This is a genomic window from Geobacter psychrophilus, from assembly GCF_056821595.1.
This window is the reverse complement of sequence record NZ_JBXDTU010000004.1, coordinates 3,428,043-3,449,813: the sequence shown is the minus strand read 5'-3', so window position 1 is coordinate 3,449,813 and position 21,771 is coordinate 3,428,043. Positions and strand designations below refer to the sequence as shown.

Here is a 21,771-nt window from a genome sequence, read left to right as displayed (position 1 = left end):
TAATAGACCGGACGGAAATTTATTCAGGTTCGTATATGAACGAGATCAAACGACATCATGCTGTAATCCCATAAATCAAAATAGCTCTAATTTTGCTCCAATAGGTCAGTCTCCTGGCTGATCTGTTCCAATTGACCAATATCATTGAGATGCGGCATGGAATCCTGCGATATTGCCTGAATCTCCCCGCACATCCCCATCATATTGTGGGTGACCCGCTCAATCTGCTTTTCACGCTTCTTCCAGATTTTTTCCATGGCGGCGCGTTCGGAATCCAGATCGCGTTTCATTCCTGTGTATGCGTCAACTAGGGCACGAATCCGCTGGATGAAACGAGGGCTGCAGAGATAATCATAGATCGCCTCCATTTTTTCGTTCTTGCCCAGAGAAATGGCCCGGGACTTCTGCTGTTCGACGAGTATTTCGCGGAGCGCCTCAGCAAGAGGCCTGGCAGCGCTAAAGTTTGTTACCCAAATACCGTCATACAGAATGAACGGATCAGAGGTATGCTTCGGCATGGTAGTGGTAACAAGGACGGCTATTTCTGCTCCAACCGCCTGCTGATCCTCCTTCAGTTTGGTGACCCATCCATTAGACCAGTTTTCAGCCCGCTTGGCTTCCCAAACAATTTTTCCGCATACCTGGCCCGTACGGGTAGAAACAGTCTGGATGACATCTGCACCTCGCGCTCCCTTCTTAACCGGTTCGATGGTGTCGAAAGGGAACCCGGACTTAAGGAGGTCCTCAAGTTCCAATTCCAGGACTTCGCCCTGAAGCTGCTGCGAACCCTGCTCCAGCTTCCTTTTGAGATCTTCGTTGGCCTTCTGAGCATCTTCGATCTTCTTACGCAGCTCGGCCTCTTTCAGCATGAAGCGTTGACTCTCGGCGGTCTGAATCTGCTTGACCAAACGGGCCTTTTCTTCGTCCAGTTTGCGAGCCATTTCCAGCTCAAGGTTCTGCTGAGCTTCTTCCAGCTTCTGTTTGTCCCGGCGCAATTGTAGTTCATTGTCACGCAGTTTCTGCAGCTGACTGTCGCGTTCTGTCAGATCTTGCTGCAGGGCATCCTTTTCAGTCTCAAACTCCTTGAGCGCTTTTGCCCGGGCATCGGCCTTTACCGCTTCAATCTTTTCAGACAATTCCTTTTGTGCTGTCATTGCTTCTGCAAGTTCGTCACGAACCTTTGCCACTTCCGCAGCATGGCTCTTGACCAATCGCCGCTCAATGTCGGACTGCAACTCTTTGCGCAAATCCTCTTCGCGCTGCTTGAACTCGTTATCGTACTCATCCTCGTATTTATCGAGGGTCTGTTTGGTTATTCCTTCTTTTAAGGGGAACTGTGACGAACATTTTGGACATGAGATTAACTCATCCGCCGATACGATGATCCTTTTCATGTGATACTCCTTACTGGCACTTTTCATAATTTGCTTTGCAATTATTCAATTGTATTACAAAGGTTGTGCCAGTGTTGAAGGCATAAAAAAACAAGTAGTTATAGAGTTAATAGTTTTTGTGTGTTGGCAACAAGCACAAGATAATTTATTTTGCAATAAAATAACTTGCGCTAGTGATCTTCCTTCGGTGCTTTTTTCACTGCCTCCTGTGCTGCTGTAAACTCACCGAACGGCTTAAATAAAAGGCCCACCGGGACAATATGCGAAACTGCGCGTCGCAACAAATCCGGGGGCCTCTGGTCCCTTGTCACAAGGTCAGCCGGGTACCCTTTCTAGCCTGCGATGGAAGCTACGCGATCACAAATCTGCCACACAGATGATGACGATGACAGGCAGGATCATATTCACGGGTAATGTCATCCCGATCGCTTCGAGAAACGCAGGTCCAGGTGGTCAATTCAGCGGGATTTCTGCTGATGTCGAATCCGTTGGGAGCCAGTATTCCGAATATGTCGGAGATAAGGTACCTGTCGTGCATCTCATCCCAGATAAAGACTTCGACTTTCAAGTCGACTCCGGCGACGAGCCCTGACAGGGAATCACAGAATCTACGTTTCCATTCATCAATACCGTAAGTTCTTCTACCTTCCCGTTCCATTGCATAAACAGTACGATGAATCTCCACCAAAGGAGGAAACTCCCTGTTCCTGAGAGGTTCAAGCAACCTGAAGAATTCACGATAACTCGCTCGTGTCGGATCCAGGTTCCGGTCGATAAACATAATGGAATTGGAACATTCAAGCACCAAACGCAAATGCTCAAGATACGAAGTAGTGTTCCGGCAAGGACGAGACGAACTCCCCCTTTTGCTCCACCATAACGAACTTGACAGCTTGCCGATGTTGGTAACCAGCGGATGCGTCCGTGGATAGAGTGCGGCGGTTTCAGACGTGGTGACGATACCGCCCAATGGGACGGCCTCGTGGGTTGCCAGGGCTTCCTCACACCATCCGTGATCATTTTCCGGAAAGGGTAGATGGCTGGGAGCGTGAGGCCTCAGCCGGTTCTGCTTGATGAGCTTCTTCAACAACTCCTTGCCACGCTGGTGCCACGACCGGCCAGGATCGGAGAATTGTTCCCGCCACTCTCCACCATACAGGTTCCTGACAATCCCCTCGTTAAACAATGCCTCTTTCAGCAAGGCGAAATTGCTCTCAATGATTTCATCGCTAGAATAATGCATGGCGTCAAAAACCGCAGGAGTCAGGGCATACTCGGACATCAACGACATCAGAATACCTCCCGCAGCCCTTCTTCAAAAAAACCATCCGGCCATGCTTTGACGAGTTCACCTTGCTTGTTCAGAGGCATTTCCCTCACTACCGTCTTGGAGTCACACTGCTCGATGAACCAGACACCAACATGGTCAGGATTTACCGCATAAATGTGATCCTCAGAATAAAAGGTATCTTCAGCATAACTGGCGTCATCTGCAGCATCAACGATCTCTTCTCCATAAGATTGCATGTTTGAAGCGAAAAGACGCATTTTTTTCATGATTCGAAGTAAGAGGTGTTCAGAGTGAGTTTCAATAAGGAACATATTCTCAGGATTATCCAAAGACGCCCTGAGAATAAGTTCCCCTATTTCTGTCTGCAATCTTGGATGAATGTGTAGTTCAGGCTGTTCTATAGCGACTAACAATCCAGTTCCCGCAAGAGCCGATACGACAACAGGAAGAACTTGAGAAATTCCGATACCTATGTCTTGCGGAAGTAAATCCTGGTCGCGCGCCTTATCATAAAGAACAAGCCTGCGTTTTTCAGGTAACCGCAATATTTCACTCCGAATATCTACTTCAGAATCAAGCAGATCATTGGAGATGAGTTGATGGTAAAGCAGAGACGACGTTTTTAATTCTTTGTACCGCCTCATTTCGACGCTGTAACCGGTTTTCAGCTTAGTATCCATCCAATAGCTAACCCTTGAAATGAAGTTATCATCACTTGCATAAAGTATGTCCCATGCAGCAAGGCCACTTGCCCAGCGAGAGGCGTCAGGGGAGCGTAATTCTTGATAATTCCGAGGTGGGATTTCGCGGATTGGTCCCAGGTAACGAAACTTTTTAAGTTCTTCACGAAGTAATTCACCAGGGCCAACGATCAATTGGTTGATGTAAAAAGTAAATTCGTCATACACAACGTCTGAATCATCACCATGGATTGACAGATCCTGAAGACAGCCTTCGGATATGTTTATTGATCCTCCCCAGGCAGGAACTGCAAAATCCTGATCGAGTTCAACTTCGACATTCCCCCTCATAGCCGATTCTGTGGGGTAATCCATAGTGGATTGCTTTACATTCGTAACAATTTCAAAAAGTAATTCAAGCTGTGAGGAAGGTGGTTCATCTTCATTTCTGTGTTGCGGGTCATCGTTTGATATAAACAAGGGGTGATTAAAATTCAGCGCTGAAATCCATACCCGACGAGTATCTACTGCAGCACTTATCCGGGCAAAATGCTCGCCATTTATGCCAACTTCATACTGACTGATAAATGATCGTGCGCGCCAATCACTCCAAATCATAGTTAAGCTCACCCAGGCTGACGAAACCCGCGAGCTAAGATTCCATTCCTGGAGTTGACGTTCCCGTTCCGAATGGATTTTCCCTGAACGATTGCCGGAATGATATTCGGGCAGATCGTCTTTGGTCAGATCTAAATCAAACCTCAATCGCACAGGTTGATTCCGGTCATAGCCATGAACCAGATTTTCAAACCCGCCCAGATCAACAAATTCTCCCCCTTGCAGTGTTAAATCAGCATCGGCATTCTGTCGTTCCAGTAGTTCCCTGGCATAATGAAGTGCCTGAAGAATTGTACTCTTCCCGGCACTGTTCTGCCCAAAGAGCAGAGTGATCGGCTTGAACTCTATCCGGACCGGTTCGCGGATGCCTTTGAAATTTTCTATGGTGAGAGCTTTAATGATCATTGTGTTCTCCGTGAGTCCTTATCAATATCCGGCGCATCAGAATCCATACCTGTTTTTGACATAACTAACCCAATCATCCCATTTACCGGATGTGTCGTTGTGCTCGACCCAGTTTACCCATTGTTGGTGGGTGAAGGTCTTGAACAGGGATTTACCGTTGAACAATATCCCCCAGTCCTCAATTCGGTCTAAGCCGGTGCTTTTGAGGCAGCGCTGCAACGTTTCATTCCGTGCGTCGTAGGCGACACATGAAACTGCCTGTAGAAATCTGCCGGAATGGATGAAGGCCTCTGCCAGGGCCTGCTGGCGGAATAGCTGGTAACCGGCCACGGCCGCAGGGCACTTTTTGAGGAGCTTTTTGCCATCATCGCTGATCCTGATGAAGTCCCAGTATTTTCTATTCTCACGACCATCAGCCTGCCAGTTGAGCAAATAGCACTGTTTTTCCTTGTCGGAGTACATCGTATCGAAGTTCAGACAGCGACAGGCATCGGGATTGCCGTATTTCGGCTTCCTGCCGGAACAGGGATAAAACGAGTGCTCCACAAACTTGTTTTCAGTGAGAACAATCCCTTCGCCACCATCCGAGGATCTAAAAATGAACGCCACATCCGGCGAGGTCTGGTTCTTGCCCCGCGATCCATCCGGTTCGCCCAGCAAAGTTTTCGGGTCGTACGGCGAATCGGCAGCGTATTCGAGCTCGATTCCTGTGACCTCAGCAATGTTAGGCGAAACATACTGCCGTAGAAAACCTGCCATCAACTCCATATCCAGGCGGAACGGAAAGTACAGATTGGCACAGAGTGTCCAGGAACTTCTCAGGTTATGTACGCCGGTATGATGGTCGATTTGGTTATCATGGAGGTATGTTGTCAAAGGTTGGGAAGATCCTGCCTGAATTCCATGCCATAAGCCTTCCTGCCAGATAGCTCGTGGCAGGATGAAGGGATACTTTACTTTGTTATGCTCACCATGGGTCTGATTTTTCAGATTATTACTACGCCAGGTAACCTGATGCTCACGAGTGTAACTATCGAAGTCGTTCATGATCGCTCCTGAATCGAAAAACGTTGTGGCAGATGATCATCACGGCCTCAAAAACCCTGAATTGATTGCATTGACTATTGACCGTGGCGTCAGTACCTGAACGTCCGTGCCTGGGTCAATATAAATCGGCTCTGCATATCCTGTCGGCGACCATTTGCGAAGCTGGCGGTCTTGCAGCAGAAAACTCTCACCGGAGGCCACATCCAGCGTTACCATGACACCGTCTGGAAGATTTGCGAGCTTTGCCGGATAGGTCTGCTTGCTACGATCACTGTTTTTACGCTCATAGTGAAGAATCCGGTCAATTTTCTTGTAGTCATACTTTCCATAACCGTACTCCGGATTTTTTACCAGCCATGCGGCAATGAACGCTTCAAAACGATCCGGCATACAGTATCCGCAGGGACGATGGCCCGCGGCCAGTGCGGTAACTTCATCCATGAAAAACAGTTTGGTATAGATTAGCGGCTTATCGCCTTCCTTTGGTTCAAATTTCTTGTCAAGACTGCAATAGATCCAGCTTTGCCTTTCCCAGCGGGAGAGGCCGATCAATTGCCGTTGATCATCAACCTTCAACTCTCCTCTGTTGCCAAGATAAAGGCCATTCTCCGGGCAGGAGATAATCTCACCAAAGGGAGTTACGCGATTCTGAGCTGGCATAAGTTCTCTCATTTACAATCAAGATCCAACAACTACTAAGTCTGCCTGAGCCGTGTTCTTCAGATAGAGAGCTGTGCTACCAAGAACACGTAACATTTCAGGAGACACAGCTTCTTTTTTTAATCCAGGCTGAACTACGTAAACCTGAAGTTTAACGGCTGCAGTACGAGAACGACGCTTAATATTAGCAAGATCCGACAGACTCCCCTTCAAGAACCGACTGGCAGATGCCTGATTCCATATTTCTTCCCGGTCTTTCAGGTGCTCATAAAGGTAACCTATCCCGGCATGCTTCCAACGGATCGATTTTTGTGCTTGCCCACACACCTCGTAAAAATCCTTTACTCTGGCCCCAGGTTTTTCTTCACCGGAATATTTGCAGTGAACTAACCCAAGGTGAATCTGATCATCAGTTATTCTGAGCCCCACCAGATCTGCAGCCTCTCCTTTCGAATCGTCGTTCACAATCACATCATAAAGATCCTTGATTCGCTCAAATGCACGCCACTGGACTGTAGTAATTATGCGGTTCTTGCCCATTGATTCTTTCGTGATATCAATTCCGCTCCAGTCCCAACTGTCAATCTGTTCGGCTGCAAATTCTCCTATGGTCTGAGGCAGTTCGATGAGAAACCGATTGTAAGAATATGATCCATTCGCATACTGAATTATCCATGGATCAGTAGTGAGATGTTCGGTTATTGGTTTTGGATTTCCATTTCCTCGTTTTACCGAAACAGGATTCCCGGAAATCAGTGAGTAACTATAGCCAGCCGAGAGTTCACCATCGATTGCGAACGCATATATGGACTCATTATTCTCATCGCTTATGGAAATGTGGTAAGGCAAGCCAGATCCTTGGTTGACGATCTTCAGATCAACCAGATAAAGGGGGACTTCAATTTCCCCGAATACTATCATCACTCTATCTTCGGGATCAGCCTGGATGTGCTCACCCCATTGAATGGCAATGGCATACTCCGAATAAGGCGAAGAAATTTTCTTGGGCCTAAGGAAATCGCGAGTAATATTGGCTTCATCAACATCCCCATCTGTAACCTTATCCCACGCAGTTTTCACCCATGACATCCAATCAGAAATCGATCCGCTGTTGACCGACCAGATTTTCCCCTTCCTCTGTGAGCAGCCCCAGATAACCTTTTCGCCATTGTCGTAGCCCAATCCGGCAAGGTTGCTGAGGTAAGACTGGGCAGATTCTATTGATGAAAGCCCTTCCGTGACATTCGGGCCAAAGTATTGAGTGAAACTGATCGCCCCAATCTGGGAAGCACCAAGATTCCTTACGAGAGGATACTTGAGCCCATTGAACACATTAAAGACCTTCGGCCCTGAAAGGAGCTCACACTGTTCGCTGCACAACAATTCTACCAATCTCTCGACTCGGAACCATTTATAGTCGTTGGCAAACACGAATAGTCCAGCCCGCTCCTTATCCCAATGGACAATCAACAGCTTGTACACACTGTCACGCAGGTCTTTATAATTCCCCCATTTGACAGGGGCCTGGGAAATAGCCAACACGACAAGCAATTTTTCGTCTTCGCTAATAGCAAACCAATGATCCGTTGCTTTGGGCAGAATCTCCTCAAAACGCTCAGGCTGCCAACTTTCACAACTGGTTTTGAAAAGCATGGAAGAAAACGATGGGCGCAGGTTCCATAGTGATAGCTGATGGTGCAGGTCTCCCTTACACTTTAAACCCTCCACTACTTCCTGTAGTCGAATTTCCCTACCAATCCGATCTTCCGAGATTCGTCGCAACACGCTGTCCCAATCCGCACCCTGAGCATACAGATGTTGCAAACCAGACTCGACTTCCGGTTCCGCAATGTTGACCACTACTGATGCGTCACCAACATTTTGAGTCTGCCGTGTAAACCGGCCAATAAACTGAAGGGTAATAGCCAGACTCTTGTGAATGTCATGAATCGCAGCTATTTTCAGGTTCGGGAGATCAAAGCCTTCCCCCAGCATGTCTACACAAACCACTATCCGAGACTTCCGGGAAAACAATGCATCCAGCGCGTCTTTGATTCTTCCTTTACTCATGTCAGAATGTACGATGATCGGATTGAATTCCGGGGCCAGCCGCTCATAAAGGGGGAGTACTTCGGAAGCTCTATTCTTGGTTTCACATCGTGCCATCACCAGATGGTCATTTTCATTGGCAAGGTCGGCACGAAGCCTCTCAACAGCCTTGCAGGCAATGGCTTGATCACCTTTGCCTGCAAAGTATTCTTCCACGGGGACAAGGTCTATGTTACGAAAATACTGAGCCTGTTGTGCCTCTCCCATGGTGAAGTTGTAGATAATTCGGCCGCCCAGCGAACTGCCATCATTCCGGAATGGGGTAGCCGTGAACTGCACAATTTTTTTCCCTGCAAATCGGTCCCTGACTTTTGTCCAGGTAGTTGCAGAGACATGATGCGCTTCATCAATGAAAAGATCCGTTATCCCCTCACATAACCGGTCAACTGCTGCTTGATCGCTGGCAGTCAAAACACTCGCAGTGGCGATAAACACATTCGAATGGAGCAGGAGTTCTTCTGCTTCAGCAACGGATCTAATGCCAGTCCGGATCGGAGTGACACATGGCAATGCGACATCAAACGGAACAGTACCAAGGTGTGGAAGGTATCCTAGTCCCTGAAATTTACCCGTAATTTGGTCTCGTAAAGCATTTGTAGGAAGAAGTACCAGAAGTTTGGGTATCTGCCGGTAGACCAGTGTTGCCAGCATTGCTTCGGTCTTTCCTGTGCCTGTTGGCAGCACCACCGTTGCAGGTTCCAGTTCTCGGTTTACTGAAAAATATGCAGATACCGCATGAAGCGCCCCAAGTTGAGGCTTGCGCAAACCGGCTCGGTTCAGATCTGGTCTGTTTTCACGAAAAAGGAATTGATCCGTCCAAGAGTGTACAACCGCATCAGGATCGCGCTGATCATTCATTGACGGATGCTGTAACCAGCGGAAGGACGTTTCTGCATCAATTTCATTGAGAGTGCACGATCTTGTTAACTCAAGGCTGAGTTCCCGATTAGGGACAGGACTTCTCTTTGATGGTTTGCGGAGATATAAACGGTCATATGGCCTTGGTAACCCAGTTTGCAGCAGATACCAGCCGGCGTGTTCCGATTCGAAGAGAGTCACTGTTACCCGCTGCGCAACGAAAGCATGTCGCGTAACTCTATTGCCGCCGATCTTAAGCTCCTTCAATTTCAAGTCGGGCAGAGTTATTTCCGTAGTATGAAGCGGGATAAGTGTCATAGATTTCTCAATAAAGTCTACAACTCTCCTCGAAAAGCCCGTTGGACAAGGGAATTGAAGAGATTTGTACTTTTCTGGTTTGAAGAGTCTGCCTTCTGAATCATTCCGTGAAAATGGATAAATATTTTTCCGAAATCTGCTTGCAGGTTGGAAGGCGGTTTGAGAAAGGAAATATTTTCAAACTTGCCCTTGCTTACCATGCCTTTCATGCTTTCAGTGGACTGTCCCTGAATTAGTTTTTTTGCGACGAGAATCTGTACATACAGGAAATATGGGTCTGTTCTCTTAAAAGGAGTGACCGCATTGATTTGCTGATTGAAGGCAACCGGTCGGTCGGCAATGGCGGCATTTCCAATGCATTCTGGACTCCCGGCTATGCAGGTTACAAGTGTTGAATTCTCTGGAACAATTCGCCCGACTTTTTGTCCATCAAGTGTCAGCCGCTCTTTGGCTTCAGTAAGAAAATGGTATGGAGTATTGATATTGTCAGATTTAATCCACTCGATGCCTTCACCGTAATATTCGGAGATTTCACGTGAAGGAGTATTTCCGGTCGTAACATTCCCCAACTCCTTAATCGGCACTAAATCCCACCCCTTCGGATTTGTCACCGGATCGCCGAACATTTCCAGAAAGGTGGAGCGGAGGAACTCTTCCGTCAGACGGATGGACTCCTGCCGTTTGCGGCGGATGGCATCGGCCTTGTCGAGAATAGCGGCAATACGGCGCTGTTCTGCTTTTGTTGATGGTAGAGGAACTTCAATTTCCTCAATATCTGAAAGCCGAATTGAAGGGTAAGCATCGTCTTTTATTAATCTACTAGGAGGGTTAGATTGCAACCAATACTTAAGAAAAACCGAATCGCAATCATCGGAGGGGATAATAGCGGCCAGGTGGTTAACCACATAAGCAGCAGATTTCAGTTGATAAACTCTGTCTAGTTTTGCAGACATTCCACTTTTTGCGAATAATATTGTTCCTGGCGCAAACAATCTCAACTTGTATTTTCGAGATGCTTCCTCGCTTACACGCTCACAATCAATTTCTCTCCCACCCTTAACAAGTGAATCAAGGCTCCCAGCCCTTATAAATGGAATCCCTGTTTCATCGAAGGCATTAGCTGATTGAGGTGCTCCTTGACCAGAAGTGACTTCTGTGAATTTAGACAGCTTAGACTTTTTCCAATTGGTACTCATCTTAACATGCCTCTTAATGCTCTCATGTCGCAAATAATCCCAATTTCATTCGTCCTCATCTTCTTTAAAATCTCTTTGGGTGACTCGTACTGCACCTCCTTATGCACTGTCTTCTTGAAATGATTCAGCGATAGATCATAGTTCTTCTCTCGAATCTCGCTTACTGGTACAAAGAACGCCTTAGCTGTGCGATCAGTATCTTTTTTCGGGTCGCGCCCCTGCCAGCTTGCCAGGCAACCGGGTAGATCACCGGCAAAGTTACTGTCGTAAAGCTGTGTCCGCTTATCATCCAGAGAATAGCCGTCGTCCTGCATATCATAGAAAAAGACATCCTCGGTCTTGCCCCCCTTGGTGAAGATCAGGATGCCGGTTGACACCCCGGCATAGGGGCGAAAGACGCCGGATGGCAGGGAGATGACTGCCTCCAGCTGGTTCTGTTCCACCAGCATTTGCCGCAGCGCCACATGGGCCTTGGACGAGCCGAATAGTACGCCGTCCGGAACGATGGTGGCGGAACGGCCACCATTCTTGAGCATCCTCAGAATTAGCGCTACAAATAGAAGCTCGGTCTTCTTTGTCTTCACCTGGGCCAGCAGCGACGAGTGGACATCCTCGAAGTCGAGGCTCCCCTTAAACGGCGGATTGGCCAGGATCACGTCGAAGAAATTCTGGGCATGCCTGGGGAACTTGTCCGGGAAGTTGCTGCTCAGGGTGTCCTGGTAATGGATATCTGGAGCATCAATGCCATGCAACAACAGGTTCATGGCGGCAATGCGAAGCATGGTGACATCAAAGTCGAAACCGTGGATCAGATTGCTCTGGATATGCTCCCGGTGCGGCTCCAGCAGGTCTCCGGAGTAGATTTTCTCACCTTCATGGTCAATGATCCCCTCGGGCGAGGTGTACTTGCGCTGCAGAAATTGCATCGTCTCCACTAGGAAGCCGGCGGTGCCGCAAGCCGGATCACCGATGACCTCGTTGTTCTCCAGGGATGGATTGAGCAACTCCACCATCAGGCGGATGATGTGCCGTGGTGTGCGGAACTGGCCATTGATGCCTGCGGTAGTTAGCTTGCTGAGCAGATATTCGTACAGATCACCCTTTGTGTCCCCTTCGGTGAGAGGGAGGGCATCGATCATATTGATTGCCGATACCAGCAGGTTTGGCTTCTGAACCATGAGCTGCGCGTCCTTCATGTACTCGCCGAACTTGGCGCCGTCCACAGCTACGCTCTTGAAATGCGGGAACACCTTGTCCCGCACATGGGGGAGCATAAGGTCGGCGCCAAGATGCTTGTACTTGTGCCAGCGCAGATCCTGCTCGCTGTCGCTGAACATCCTTCGGTTCATTGGCTTGCCGGTCCGTTGGGCCTTTTTCTCGTTGCGGGTTTCGTTGATGTCCATCAGACGGCTGAACATGAGGAACGAGATCTGTTCGATTACCGTCAGCGGGTTGGTAACCCCGCCGGTCCAGAACTCTTCCCATAGTTTATCAATGCTGCTTTTAAGCGGTCCGGTAATCATGCTCGGGCAAACTCCTTGTTGTGCGGTAGCTGAAATGTCTGAATGATGGTCAGGAGATCATCGATCTGCTGTTCGTCGGTGAAGACGCCATCCAGGCCGTCACTGTTGATGTTGGTAAAGGGTGGCTCATAGAGCTTTGCCAGCTCGATGGTGCCGTACTTGGCGATATGGTTCTGCAGCAGGCTCAGGAACAGGGTCTGGTTGGCCGTGATCTTTGGGTAACGTTGCACGAACAGGGCAAAGTGACGCTTGACCACTTCCGGATCCATGCCGATAAGTGAGCGGATGATGAAGTCCAACGGGGCTGCGGTCTCGGCGTAGAATTCCTTGAGCAGTTCCAGGTTCACTCCCGGATGCTGGGTGAGTACCAGGGAGATGAGGGCATTCAGATCGCCAGCGGTTACCGGTTCGCCTGCCCGAATCTTCTGCAGGGTCGGGCTGCTGGTGAACAGCTCCTGCAACGCCTCTTCAACCCGGCGCTTGTAGGCGGCCATATCCACTTCCTTCAGGTTGGCCTTGCGCTGGGTAAACTCGATTTCGCCATCGCTGACGTCCACTATCTTGGGCTGGCTCGGGTCAACATCCCCTTTCTGCCGGTGGTGCATGATGGCGCGCAGTTCCTGACGGACCTCCTCCAGCGCCGGAACGCTGACCGACTCCCAGAAGGCAGGCTGCTGGACTTTCTTGATGGTCTCGGCCTTGGCCCGTACCGGGTTCAAGTGCATGAGCAGGGTTGCCACTCGGTTGATCAGGTCCCCCTGCAGGTCGGCAAAGACGCCGCTCCCCCGCAGCAGTTCGGTCTGCATGGTAGCTACCAGCAGGTCGAATTCATAGGCGTCAACATGGTCGCGGATCGGCACCCACTGCATGAGCGGAGCAATCACCCGTTTGAGAACCTGCACCGTTGCCGGTGAGAACTGGTTTAACACCTCCGGCCGGGAGACACTTCGCTTCTCCTGCCATTTTTCCCGCACGGCTATGGTCTGCTCCGGCAGGGACGCCAGGTCTTTCCCTATGAGGATTACGGCCTTCTCGAAGATTGCCAACTCGGCTTTGGCAAGGGCTGTTTCAGCCAGTTCTATCCGGGCCTCGAAAACCCGCTGCATCAGCGGTTTACCCTGTACAGGCTCAGCTTCAGGGCGATTCTGGTCGAAATATTCGAAGTTCCCCCAGTGGTCAAAAATCCGGAAGACGGTCTTGTGACGGTCCGGGCCGAACAGGTGCTTGCAGAGGCGGGTGCCGCGGCCGATCATCTGCCAGAACTTGACCTTTGACTTGACCGGTTTGGCAAAGACCAGGTTGACGATTTCGGGAACGTCGATACCGGTGTCAAGCATGTCCACCGAAATGGCGATGGTCAAATCCTTGTTGCCCCCGTCTCCCTTGAAATCGTCAATCAGCTGTTCGGCCCGTGGGTCGTAGTTGTCGATCACCTGGCAGAAGTTGCCGCCATACTGGGGGTACATTTCGTCGAAGAGTTGGGAGAGCAGCAGAGCGTGCTGGTGGCTGCGGGCAAAGACGATGGTTTTGCCCACCTTCTGGCCGGAGGCATCACGGATACCGTGCTCCATCAGGTTGCGCAGGATGGCCCGGTTGGTCTCCTTGTTGAAGATCTGCTTGTCAACTTGGGTGGCATCATACTCAAATGTTTCCGGGTCTTCGCCGTCGTCCTCCAGCTGTTGGCGCTGCTCGTCCGTAAGTTGGCTATACTTGATGCCGCTGCGCAGGAAGTTGGTGGTGTGGGTATAGACTTCGTAGGGGACCAGATACCCCTCATCGACAGCCCGTTCCAGCGGGTAGTAAGCGGTCGGGTCCTGCTCCTCGCAGTCAAAGAGACGGAAGGTGTTGCGGCTGATAAAATCCACCGGAGTGGCGGTCAGTCCCACCTGGAATGAGTCGAAATACTGGAACAGGTCGTGGTAGCGATTATAGATACTGCGGTGCGATTCGTCGGCGATGATCAGGTCGAAGAAACCAACGTCGAAGGTCTGAAAGATCTTCATCATTGCCGGGTAGGTGGCCAGGTAGATTCGCTTGGTGCGGTCCTTGGCGGTGCCGGCCCGGACGATGGTCATCGGTTCGTTGATGAATTCGTTGAAAACATTCTTGGCCTGCTTGCGTAATTCCCTCCGGTCACAGAGAAACAGCACCCGCTTGACCCATCCGGCCCGCAGCAGCAGATCAACCAGGGAGATTGCAACGCGGGTTTTTCCGGTGCCGGTGGCCTGAACGATGAGGGTTTTGCGGTAACCGGCGGTGAACCGTTCGCACACCTGCTTGATCGCATGTAATTGATAGAGTCTACCGGCGATGTCCGGATTGGGGATTACGCTGTCGAGCTGCTTGCGGGAATCCCGCTGGTAGTTGACCAGATACTGAAGGCTATCCTTGGAGTAGAAACCGTACAGCTTGCGTGGCGGATAGCCCCCCTTGTCGTCCCACATCCAGACGTCAAAGCCGTTGGTGTAAAAGATGACCGGCCGCTGGCCATGCATCTTTTCCAGCCCTTCGGCATAGAGCTGGGCCTGTTTGCGGCCGATGTTGGCATCTTTGGCAGTCTTCTTCGCCTCGACCACCGCCAGCGGACGCCCGTTGTCGTCCCTCAGGACGTAATCGGCATAGCCGATCCCGGTAGTGGTCGGTTGCCACTTGACCTCTTCCTCCTGGACGACAAACTCGGTGTTGCTCCCATTGGCGCCGACGTTCCAGCCGGCCTCAGCCAGCATGCTGTCGATCAGGCGCAGTCGGGTGGTCTCTTCATCAAAGGCAAGGGCATCGGCAGCCTGTTTGCCCGCCTTGGCGATGTCCTTCAGCTCGGAAGCCTGTTTCTGCGCTACCTGAATGGCTGCCTGTTTGGCTTCCAGCTCCTGCAGCAGCTCCTGCATCCGGGCTTCCTGGGCAGCCAGTTTTTCCAGGACGGCTTTCTTTTCTTTGAAAGCGTTCCATTCCAGATCACTGGTCGCCGGTGCCGGTATTTCCTGAAAGCTCGGGCAATCGGATTTGGTGCCGCCACACTGGGTTATGAAAAACCAGCAACCGAGATCGAACGCCTCGCGGAGCAGAAAGCGGGCCTTTTCCGGGGACTGCGGCTCGCCATGGGCTGCTTTGTTGCCGTGGTAGCGGATAGCGTGGAATTTGTCGAGAATGACAGTGGGGACTACATCACGGAAGGACTGGTTATTGATAAGGTCGTTCAGGCTTGGCTGATAGAGACGAGGTAGACCGTAAGCGGAATAGAGGTTTCCTACAATGGTTTCGATATACGCGCGGAGCTTCACCAGGGCACTGGAGGGATCCGGCCAGGCATATTGCTCAGCAAAGCCACCCAGATCAGCCAGGATAGGGTTGCTTGGGCGAAGTATTTCAAAGTTGGTGGATTGCATAATCTCGCTCATGCCTCCCTATACAGCAACGGTTGTGCCACTAATCTTCCACACCGTATTTTTCGCACCAGTTGGTGAAGGTCTGGTAGTTGGGAAGGCCCAACATTTTGGCGGCTTTCGTCTTGTTGCCGGCGGTCTGCTTGAGAGATCTCAGCAGATAATCCCGAGTGATATTAGCCAGTATTTCCGGCAGGTTTACGCCGTCGGCATGTAAGAGTTCCGCAGACGTGTGCGTGCTTGCAAGCGGTTCCGGAAGTAGAATCTCGCGAATATCATCGACGGTAATAATTTCATCCGGTGACCATACCGCAGCACGATGAATGGTGTTGAAAAGCTCCCTGGCATTGCCCGGCCAGGGGTACGAAAGCATAATATTTCTTGCGCTAGCAGAAATTTTTTTATCAATGTAGCCAGGCTCGCCAGCGCTCTCACGATTTATCTCCCCAAGCATATGATCAATGAGCAAACTGATATCACCGTCACGTTCACGGAGCGGGGGAAGCATGAGCACTGCCACGGCCAGCCGGTAATAAAGGTCGGCCCGGAAACTTCCGAGTGACACTTCCTGAATGAGATTGCGATTGGTTGCGGCTACGATCCTGACATCAATCTTGACCGGCGCGCTGTCTCCTACCTTGACCACTTCCTTTTCCTGCAGAACTCTCAGTATCTTCACTTGCGCCGAAAGAGGCAACTCGCCGATCTCATCTAGGAAGAGGGTTCCCCCGCTTGCTGTTTCAAAACACCCTTTACGGTCGTTGGTCGCCCCGGTAAAGGCGCCTTTCCTGTGCCCGAAGAATTCAGACTCTACCAGCTCAGATGGGATAGCCCCGCAGTTCACGGCTATGAAGGGTTTGTCCTTCCTCGGACTCGACCGGTGAATGGCCCGCGCCAGAAGTTCCTTGCCGGTTCCGGATTCGCCTTCAATCAAGACCGGTACGGAACGAAGCGCGATGCGCCTGGCCTTTGCAACCACGTTCTTCATGACGGAGCTGCGGTGGATGATCTGGTCGAACTCCGGCGCCTCCGGAGGCAAGCCGGCACTCAGGCGTTCAAGGCGTTCATCGGATTTCAGCAGAAGAGACGGGATGAAGTCTGCGGAGATATCGAATGGTACGTTTGCAGTCCGTACTCCCTGTTCAACAGACGATTCTAGGAGTTCAGCAGGATAGCGGGTCTTGGCGAGAAGAATCCAGACAGCCGCCATTGCCGGTGTACCGGGACTCAAATGGAATGTGAGATTAACATTCCTGCCATGCTTTTCCAGAACCTGTTCTATGACTTCAACAGCGGCATGGTAGATTTCGCCGAAGTTGGTCGGACTGGTCAGCACGACGCCATGATGGGATATTGGAACCTGAAATCGTGATTTCAGCCAGTCTATGTAGGGATTGACTTCATTGGCAGGATAGTTATTGATGAAATATGCGTGATCGAATGTGCGGGCATCCAGTGCGTTTGCAATAGGACCGAGTCCGTCTTGGCCCTTATTCAGGCCCGACTTGAGGTCTGTTCGCCCAATCCATGCCAATAGAATCCTTTTCATGGCGGAAGAATACAGGGAATGTTAGCACAATACAAGAATCTTTATGGTTACAATAAAATGTTCTGTGTTGGGGTGAGACTGAGGATTTAATAGGCTAACCTGCCAACCACTCGACTCACTGATTTTGCCATCCATTGAGCAGCACCATAAGTCTCTGTTGGCAGGTATGAGCAGTCATGTTTCTCAACGACTGCAGATATTCATATTTAGTCAGTATTCCTGCTGGATATGCATATACTCTAGCCGCAGGGTCTTGAACGGAACCTCGTGGTGATGCTTGACGACTTTATCTTTTCCTGTCCAGTGCAGCGTTGGCATGCGTTTCCTTCTTTGTGCATCAAGTTCAATGGGTGAAATCAGATCAATTCCGGTCGCTGCTCTTGAAGCCATGCCTCGACATCCCGCAGCAGATCCTTCGCCTCGGTAATGCACTGTTCCATGGAGACTTCATCGACCCAGCCCCCGGAATAATCCGTCAGGTTCCGTTTGCGGCGCAGTACATCGAGTACAGCCATTCGTGCGGTTGGAAGGCCGATGGTCTGGGGCAGCGATTGGATCACTGTCATGTGATGTCCCGGCCTGCTGGTATCGGGCCGGAAACCGTTCGCCATCATGGCGACAAGGGCAAGCTGCATGATGGCCTTGTAGGCGCTGTCAAAGCGCGTTTCGCAGCTGATCACATCAACGCCGGCATCGGCCAGATTGCGACGGGCCGCTTCAAGCAGCCGCTGCATCTCCTCCCTTCCGGTTACGTGGCTTTTCAACTGCCCGATTTTTTCCAGGTTAAGCAAATTTTCCAAGGTCATGCTCGTCACCTATCAGAAAGAATTTTGGTTCATTCATTATACGAGTTGTAAACTGCTCGCCAACAGCCAGCTTGACAGCGAACTGATCAAAGGACATGACTACCGGATTGATTTCCCGGCCAATTCTCTGGTTCATATCCGCCAGGGCCACCACAACTTCGGTGAAGGATGCGGACCCGACGACACAGACATCTACATCACTGGTCGCCTTTTCTTCTCCTTTGGCTACAGAGCCGAAAATAAACGCCGCTTTGATAGCCGGGGACAACGGCTGAAGGGCTGACCGAATAATATCAGACAGGCCGCTTGTTTTGCGGAAGATCCCGGCCAGTTCATGGAAGATCGGACAATCTCGGTTGGCCTGGTAGCGTACCTGATTCCCCGCCGAGTGTCGTGACAGCAGCCCGGCATCAGTGATCAGCTTCAATTCCCGGTGCATCGAACCGGACGGAACCCCTGTCAGCCGGGAAATTTCCCGGACATGGAAATGCTCGTCGGGACGTAACAGCAAGAGTGCCAGAATGCGCCGCCGGTAATCGCTGAACAGAGTTTCTGCAAGCCCTGTCGATCTTTTCTGTTCTGTCTTAAGTTCCGTTCTCATAATGATTGCATTTGTAATCCAAATGAGAACGTCATGCAACTATTATTTGTTGCCTCTCAATTTTGGTGAATAAATGGTTGCGGCATTTTTGGTACCTGTTTTGGATACTAAAAAGCCACCAAAGGAACAATGCCGCATTGAAGGTACCATTTTTGTACCCAAAAATGCGGCATTGACAGAAGGTGGCGAAAACGGCGCCATATTGGTATCCAAAACAGCCACCCTTTTGGGATACTAAATATTCCCCTACCACCAGTAGTACCAGCGCCAGTACCACCATGGGACGTAACAGGGTCGGTAATCTGTGCTGGAGTAGGCGTACTTGATGAGCGTCCAGAACGGTTTTCCCTTCACATAGCCGTGATAGAGCCGTACCTGCACCCGGTCCATCAGGATGTACGGCAACGAGATGCAGGCGATGCCGATGGCCCAGTACCAGAAGGACTTTGGGAAAAAGAGGCCGACCAGCAGGCCGGCAACCGCACTGGTCAGCAGGGTAACGAATATGGCAACCAGTACTGCAGGGAATTTTGCCCGTTTCGGCTGCCGTTCCTTCAACCATTGCTGGGCGTCATAGTATTTGATCATCGGATAACCTCCCATTAGCCTTTCATATCTTCACGTATGCCGGTTTACACAGCCAGGTAAGCTTTGCTTCCCTGCTCAGAAAGTCAAAGATTCTCTCCTGTAGCTCCTTCAGCTCTTCGATGGTTAAGTTGACCGGATGGGCGACATGCCACTCCGGGAGCATTTTCAATTCAAAAACAGCGAGATCGAACTTCTCCTGTGCTCTTCTCTTAAAGAACTTCGTCCACCAGATTGGATTGGTTATCTCGATGCCGATACGGCCAGTTGTCTCTTTGTAAAGCCCGGACTTGGGATTCAGAAATATTTTGCAATCAACAAAGCAGCTATTGCGGGTATGGAATTCATAGACGAAGTATTCGTCGATTGCCGATGATATCTCCAGCAGGTACTCTTTCCCGCACAGTTTCACCGGCCATGACTCCTGGTTGCAGATGTACTTCAGCACTAGTTCGTGGGCGATACCTTTGGAGTTCTTGCCGCGCCTTTCCAGACAGCCTTTGGGGGAGGCGAAGGTGGAGGCCGCCCCCCGGTCAATCGGCAGCAAGTACCTCAGCAGGATAAGATCGTAAAAATATCGTCTTCCCCATTCTTCCGGATTCTGCCGCTGCAGCCTCAGAGCTTCATGCACGGTGATGATCGGACTGGAATGATCAGGATGCAGGTGCGCCAACAGTCTCATAGAGCACCATTGATAATTTTGTAGTCTGGTGACAGCAGATTGATGGCCTTGCCGATGGTAATATCCAGCATGATTACCTCCTGGGCGCTCAGATAGACCTCTCCTGCAGGTCTGCCGTCGTTAGTCACACTGACTTCCAGGGACTGAATGTTGTTTTTCTGCCGGGCAATCATATTGAGTGCCTGCGAATTGAAATCATCATCATGAAAAAGTGCCGTTGCCAGTTCGATCTTGCTGCCCGCCTTGCTGCTCCGCTTCCAGTAGGCCTGCATGAAGTAGCTCAGGGTGGACTTCACCATGGCCAGCTCATACAGATCATTGACGATGACAAAATCCCAGAATCCAACGGTAACCACCATGTTCCGGTTAAACCGTGTCTGACCACGATTACCGGAATCCTTGTAGTCAAACCGTTCCAACTCGCCCGTGGCGTTCACTCGTATTCCCTTGAATTCGAAATCAACCATTTGTTTCCATCTCCTTCCAGATTTTGCTGAGATACGTTGCTGATACCTTCAGTTTGCGCTTGCTGTGGAGATATCCGGCGATGACTCGAAAACCCATGCCATCAGCCTGCAACTCCTTGACTTCGCCCCAGTAGGCCAGAATCTGACGTCGCAAGAGCGGCTTCCTCCCCCTGCTGATCAGGATGGCGGCATTGGCCTTGCGCAGGTGGGAGAAGTCATCGTATTGCTCTTTCTCCGCAACCCGGTACCCTTTACCCTTCACGGTGTCCCATCCCCCCTTGCGGGCCGCCATGACAAAGGCGCAGTACTTGTTGATCCTGCCGGGGAGATCGGGACGCTCCCCTTTGAGCTGGAACGATCTCTTCACTCCCTCCTGGAAAATTTCGATAATCATTTCCTCCGGGAGCGACGCCAGCCAGGAAAAGAGCTTCTTCCGCTCATGTTCCGTCAGGCCTGTTATCAGGTTCAGTTGCTCGGTCATGTCATCCTCTCGTGTAGGTCAGGGTTTCCCGCAGCCGGAAATGGGAGGTTTCCAGGGAGGTCTGCTGAAGGGCCTGTTCGTGTGTCAGTCCGTGGTTGATACATTCCAGGTAACGTTCCTGGGCGAAGTTGTGCTTGAGACCGTGACTGCCGCGGCCCGGCGTGTACTGGCCGGTCTCTCTTGCCGCCAGGTTGATTGACGCCACATATTCGGAGTAGTCACTTTCCAGCTTGCCGAATTCTTTAATGTATTGCTCCAGGCGCCGATAGGTTAGGAAGGAAACGTAATGTTCAGTTTCTTTTCCGCCTTTTTCCACGGAAGCAACGATACCAATCGGCTTGCGGGTGACCGGATCGGTGCTGATGCCGCGCAGGCCAGTTGCCGTCAGGGGATTCTTTAATCTGCGGTTACTCGGTGCGCCCACCCCTTCAGTCCGTAAGCCCCCTTCATATTGCAGCGATGCCTGGAGTTGGAATGTCTTATTCCGGATGGTCGCTATGAGCTGTACCGGGTCGGGATAGGCCCGGTTATCGAAGACCTTGCTCGATTTTCGCAACACTCTTCGGCTCCGGGCATAGTACTCAAGCCGGATTGGTTCCGTCTCCAGTAACGGGACGTCGTGACAATGCTTACAGATGTAACGGTTCAGGGCATACTCGAACTTTCCCAATGCCGAGAGCAAAGTCTCCATGGTCTGGCGGGAGCGTTTCTTTTCGTCATAGTAGGCCAGCATATGCGCCAGATACTCCGCCATGTCGTTGTGTACCGACAGGGTGTCCAACAGGCAGGTCCGGCCTTTGCCGATCATGAAGTCGACAAAGCGATGGGCATGGCTTCTGTAAGAATCCCAGGAGCCGAAGGAGCGTAATCCGAATGGATTGCTCTTTTTCATTTCCCGGATCGAACGAATCCCATGAAATATTGCTTCCGTCTGCGAATGTGGTGATCGTGGCCATCGATGATTCATGTTTTGGTTCCTCTGGCCGTTGCCGGCCTGCGTGGTGAGATGACATGCTCTTTTTCCGGCATCGCCATGCCAGCGGTAGCAGCTCCGCCTTCCTGCTTTTAGTAGTGTCCCTTGTATGTGGACCTGGCAAGGATTCCTGCCAATAGTCTGCTGT

The 21,771-nt window shown here is 50.7% G+C and carries 18 protein-coding genes; 1 reads left to right on the top strand and 17 read right to left on the bottom strand.

Features of this window, described 5'->3' with window-relative positions; all coding sequences use genetic code 11:
- Nucleotides 1-86: 86 nt before the first annotated feature.
- The 12 genes from ACOCF6_RS18600 to ACOCF6_RS18545 form a co-directional block, all read right to left on the bottom strand.
- Nucleotides 87-1,394: a DUF2130 domain-containing protein gene (locus tag ACOCF6_RS18600; protein WP_482461816.1), complete on the bottom strand. Its 1,308-nt coding sequence runs from the start codon at nucleotides 1,392-1,394 to the stop codon at nucleotides 87-89.
- A 349-nt stretch (nucleotides 1,395-1,743) separates the two neighbouring features.
- Complete coding sequence (locus ACOCF6_RS18595) at nucleotides 1,744-2,685, bottom strand: hypothetical protein (protein ID WP_482461815.1); 942 nt, start codon at nucleotides 2,683-2,685, stop codon at nucleotides 1,744-1,746.
- On the bottom strand, nucleotides 2,685-4,388 hold the full coding sequence (locus ACOCF6_RS18590) for a DUF3696 domain-containing protein (RefSeq protein WP_482461814.1): 1,704 nt from the start codon (nucleotides 4,386-4,388) through the stop codon (nucleotides 2,685-2,687). The genes ACOCF6_RS18595 and ACOCF6_RS18590 overlap by 1 nt, the downstream gene beginning before the upstream one ends.
- Nucleotides 4,389-4,424: 36 nt before the next feature.
- On the bottom strand, nucleotides 4,425-5,435 hold the full coding sequence (locus ACOCF6_RS18585; RefSeq protein WP_482461813.1) for a PGN_0703 family putative restriction endonuclease: 1,011 nt from the start codon (nucleotides 5,433-5,435) through the stop codon (nucleotides 4,425-4,427).
- Nucleotides 5,436-5,474: 39 nt separating this feature from the next.
- On the bottom strand, nucleotides 5,475-6,107 hold the full coding sequence (locus ACOCF6_RS18580) for a hypothetical protein (protein WP_482461812.1): 633 nt from the start codon (nucleotides 6,105-6,107) through the stop codon (nucleotides 5,475-5,477).
- Nucleotides 6,108-6,113: 6 nt separating this feature from the next.
- Nucleotides 6,114-9,380, bottom strand: a complete 3,267-nt coding sequence (locus tag ACOCF6_RS18575) for a DEAD/DEAH box helicase (RefSeq protein ID WP_482461811.1) — start codon at nucleotides 9,378-9,380, stop codon at nucleotides 6,114-6,116.
- A 17-nt stretch (nucleotides 9,381-9,397) separates the two neighbouring features.
- Nucleotides 9,398-10,576 (bottom strand): restriction endonuclease subunit S, encoded by a 1,179-nt coding sequence (locus tag ACOCF6_RS18570; RefSeq protein ID WP_482461810.1) that lies wholly within the window; start codon nucleotides 10,574-10,576, stop codon nucleotides 9,398-9,400.
- Entirely contained in the window at nucleotides 10,573-12,099 is a 1,527-nt protein-coding gene (locus tag ACOCF6_RS18565) for a type I restriction-modification system subunit M (protein ID WP_482461809.1), read from the bottom strand. The genes ACOCF6_RS18570 and ACOCF6_RS18565 overlap by 4 nt, the downstream gene beginning before the upstream one ends.
- On the bottom strand, nucleotides 12,096-15,494 hold the full coding sequence (locus tag ACOCF6_RS18560; protein WP_482461808.1) for a DEAD/DEAH box helicase family protein: 3,399 nt from the start codon (nucleotides 15,492-15,494) through the stop codon (nucleotides 12,096-12,098). The genes ACOCF6_RS18565 and ACOCF6_RS18560 overlap by 4 nt, the downstream gene beginning before the upstream one ends.
- Before the next feature lie 28 nt (nucleotides 15,495-15,522).
- Nucleotides 15,523-17,028 carry a sigma-54 interaction domain-containing protein gene (locus tag ACOCF6_RS18555; RefSeq protein ID WP_482461807.1) on the bottom strand — a complete coding sequence of 502 codons (1,506 nt, stop codon included), beginning with the start codon at nucleotides 17,026-17,028 and terminating at the stop codon, nucleotides 15,523-15,525.
- A 356-nt stretch (nucleotides 17,029-17,384) separates the two neighbouring features.
- Nucleotides 17,385-17,834 carry a hypothetical protein gene (locus ACOCF6_RS18550; RefSeq protein WP_482461806.1) on the bottom strand — a complete coding sequence of 150 codons (450 nt, stop codon included), beginning with the start codon at nucleotides 17,832-17,834 and terminating at the stop codon, nucleotides 17,385-17,387.
- On the bottom strand, nucleotides 17,812-18,435 hold the full coding sequence (locus ACOCF6_RS18545; protein WP_482461805.1) for a nucleotidyltransferase domain-containing protein: 624 nt from the start codon (nucleotides 18,433-18,435) through the stop codon (nucleotides 17,812-17,814). Before ACOCF6_RS18545 ends, ACOCF6_RS18550 begins: the two co-directional genes overlap by 23 nt.
- 73 nt (nucleotides 18,436-18,508) lie before the next feature.
- Here ACOCF6_RS18545 and ACOCF6_RS18540 point away from each other — a divergent pair, with 73 nt between their 5' ends.
- On the top strand, nucleotides 18,509-18,673 hold the full coding sequence (locus ACOCF6_RS18540) for a hypothetical protein (RefSeq protein ID WP_482461804.1): 165 nt from the start codon (nucleotides 18,509-18,511) through the stop codon (nucleotides 18,671-18,673).
- An 8-nt stretch (nucleotides 18,674-18,681) separates the two neighbouring features.
- Here ACOCF6_RS18540 and ACOCF6_RS18535 read toward each other — a convergent pair whose 3' ends face one another.
- The 5 genes from ACOCF6_RS18535 to ACOCF6_RS18515 are packed head-to-tail and all read right to left on the bottom strand — an operon-like array spanning nucleotide 18,682 to nucleotide 21,617.
- A complete protein-coding gene (locus tag ACOCF6_RS18535; RefSeq protein ID WP_482461803.1) occupies nucleotides 18,682-19,023 on the bottom strand; it encodes a hypothetical protein in 342 nt (113 codons plus the stop codon).
- A 22-nt stretch (nucleotides 19,024-19,045) separates the two neighbouring features.
- Nucleotides 19,046-19,702, bottom strand: coding sequence for a hypothetical protein (locus ACOCF6_RS18530; protein ID WP_482461802.1), 657 nt, complete (start codon nucleotides 19,700-19,702; stop codon nucleotides 19,046-19,048).
- Nucleotides 19,699-20,169, bottom strand: coding sequence for a hypothetical protein (locus ACOCF6_RS18525; RefSeq protein WP_482461801.1), 471 nt, complete (start codon nucleotides 20,167-20,169; stop codon nucleotides 19,699-19,701). The genes ACOCF6_RS18530 and ACOCF6_RS18525 overlap by 4 nt, the downstream gene beginning before the upstream one ends.
- On the bottom strand, nucleotides 20,162-20,650 hold the full coding sequence (locus ACOCF6_RS18520; RefSeq protein WP_482461800.1) for a hypothetical protein: 489 nt from the start codon (nucleotides 20,648-20,650) through the stop codon (nucleotides 20,162-20,164). The genes ACOCF6_RS18525 and ACOCF6_RS18520 overlap by 8 nt, the downstream gene beginning before the upstream one ends.
- Before the next feature lies 1 nt (nucleotide 20,651).
- Nucleotides 20,652-21,617: a hypothetical protein gene (locus ACOCF6_RS18515; RefSeq protein WP_482461799.1), complete on the bottom strand. Its 966-nt coding sequence runs from the start codon at nucleotides 21,615-21,617 to the stop codon at nucleotides 20,652-20,654.
- Between the last annotated feature and the right edge of the window lie 154 nt (nucleotides 21,618-21,771).

Excerpts from the sequence above, each read along its gene's own strand:
- ACOCF6_RS18550 (WP_482461806.1), bottom strand. The coding sequence starts at position 17,834 with ATGACCTTGGAAAATTTGCTTAACCTGGAAAAAATCGGGCAGTTGAAA.
- ACOCF6_RS18585 (WP_482461813.1), bottom strand. The coding sequence starts at position 5,435 with ATGAACGACTTCGATAGTTACACTCGTGAGCATCAGGTTACCTGGCGT.
- ACOCF6_RS18540 (WP_482461804.1), top strand. The coding sequence starts at position 18,509 with ATGGTTGCGGCATTTTTGGTACCTGTTTTGGATACTAAAAAGCCACCA.
- ACOCF6_RS18595 (WP_482461815.1), bottom strand. The coding sequence starts at position 2,685 with ATGTCGTTGATGTCCGAGTATGCCCTGACTCCTGCGGTTTTTGACGCC.
- ACOCF6_RS18575 (WP_482461811.1), bottom strand. The coding sequence starts at position 9,380 with ATGACACTTATCCCGCTTCATACTACGGAAATAACTCTGCCCGACTTG.
- ACOCF6_RS18530 (WP_482461802.1), bottom strand. The coding sequence starts at position 19,702 with ATGAGACTGTTGGCGCACCTGCATCCTGATCATTCCAGTCCGATCATC.
- ACOCF6_RS18535 (WP_482461803.1), bottom strand. The coding sequence starts at position 19,023 with ATGATCAAATACTATGACGCCCAGCAATGGTTGAAGGAACGGCAGCCG.
- ACOCF6_RS18580 (WP_482461812.1), bottom strand. The coding sequence starts at position 6,107 with ATGAGAGAACTTATGCCAGCTCAGAATCGCGTAACTCCCTTTGGTGAG.
- ACOCF6_RS18515 (WP_482461799.1), bottom strand. The coding sequence starts at position 21,617 with ATGAATCATCGATGGCCACGATCACCACATTCGCAGACGGAAGCAATA.
- ACOCF6_RS18545 (WP_482461805.1), bottom strand. The coding sequence starts at position 18,435 with ATGAGAACGGAACTTAAGACAGAACAGAAAAGATCGACAGGGCTTGCA.
- ACOCF6_RS18520 (WP_482461800.1), bottom strand. The coding sequence starts at position 20,650 with ATGACCGAGCAACTGAACCTGATAACAGGCCTGACGGAACATGAGCGG.
- ACOCF6_RS18525 (WP_482461801.1), bottom strand. The coding sequence starts at position 20,169 with ATGGTTGATTTCGAATTCAAGGGAATACGAGTGAACGCCACGGGCGAG.
- ACOCF6_RS18565 (WP_482461809.1), bottom strand. The coding sequence starts at position 12,099 with ATGATTACCGGACCGCTTAAAAGCAGCATTGATAAACTATGGGAAGAG.
- ACOCF6_RS18570 (WP_482461810.1), bottom strand. The coding sequence starts at position 10,576 with ATGAGTACCAATTGGAAAAAGTCTAAGCTGTCTAAATTCACAGAAGTC.
- ACOCF6_RS18555 (WP_482461807.1), bottom strand. The coding sequence starts at position 17,028 with ATGAAAAGGATTCTATTGGCATGGATTGGGCGAACAGACCTCAAGTCG.
- ACOCF6_RS18560 (WP_482461808.1), bottom strand. The coding sequence starts at position 15,494 with ATGAGCGAGATTATGCAATCCACCAACTTTGAAATACTTCGCCCAAGC.
- ACOCF6_RS18600 (WP_482461816.1), bottom strand. The coding sequence starts at position 1,394 with ATGAAAAGGATCATCGTATCGGCGGATGAGTTAATCTCATGTCCAAAA.
- ACOCF6_RS18590 (WP_482461814.1), bottom strand. The coding sequence starts at position 4,388 with ATGATCATTAAAGCTCTCACCATAGAAAATTTCAAAGGCATCCGCGAA.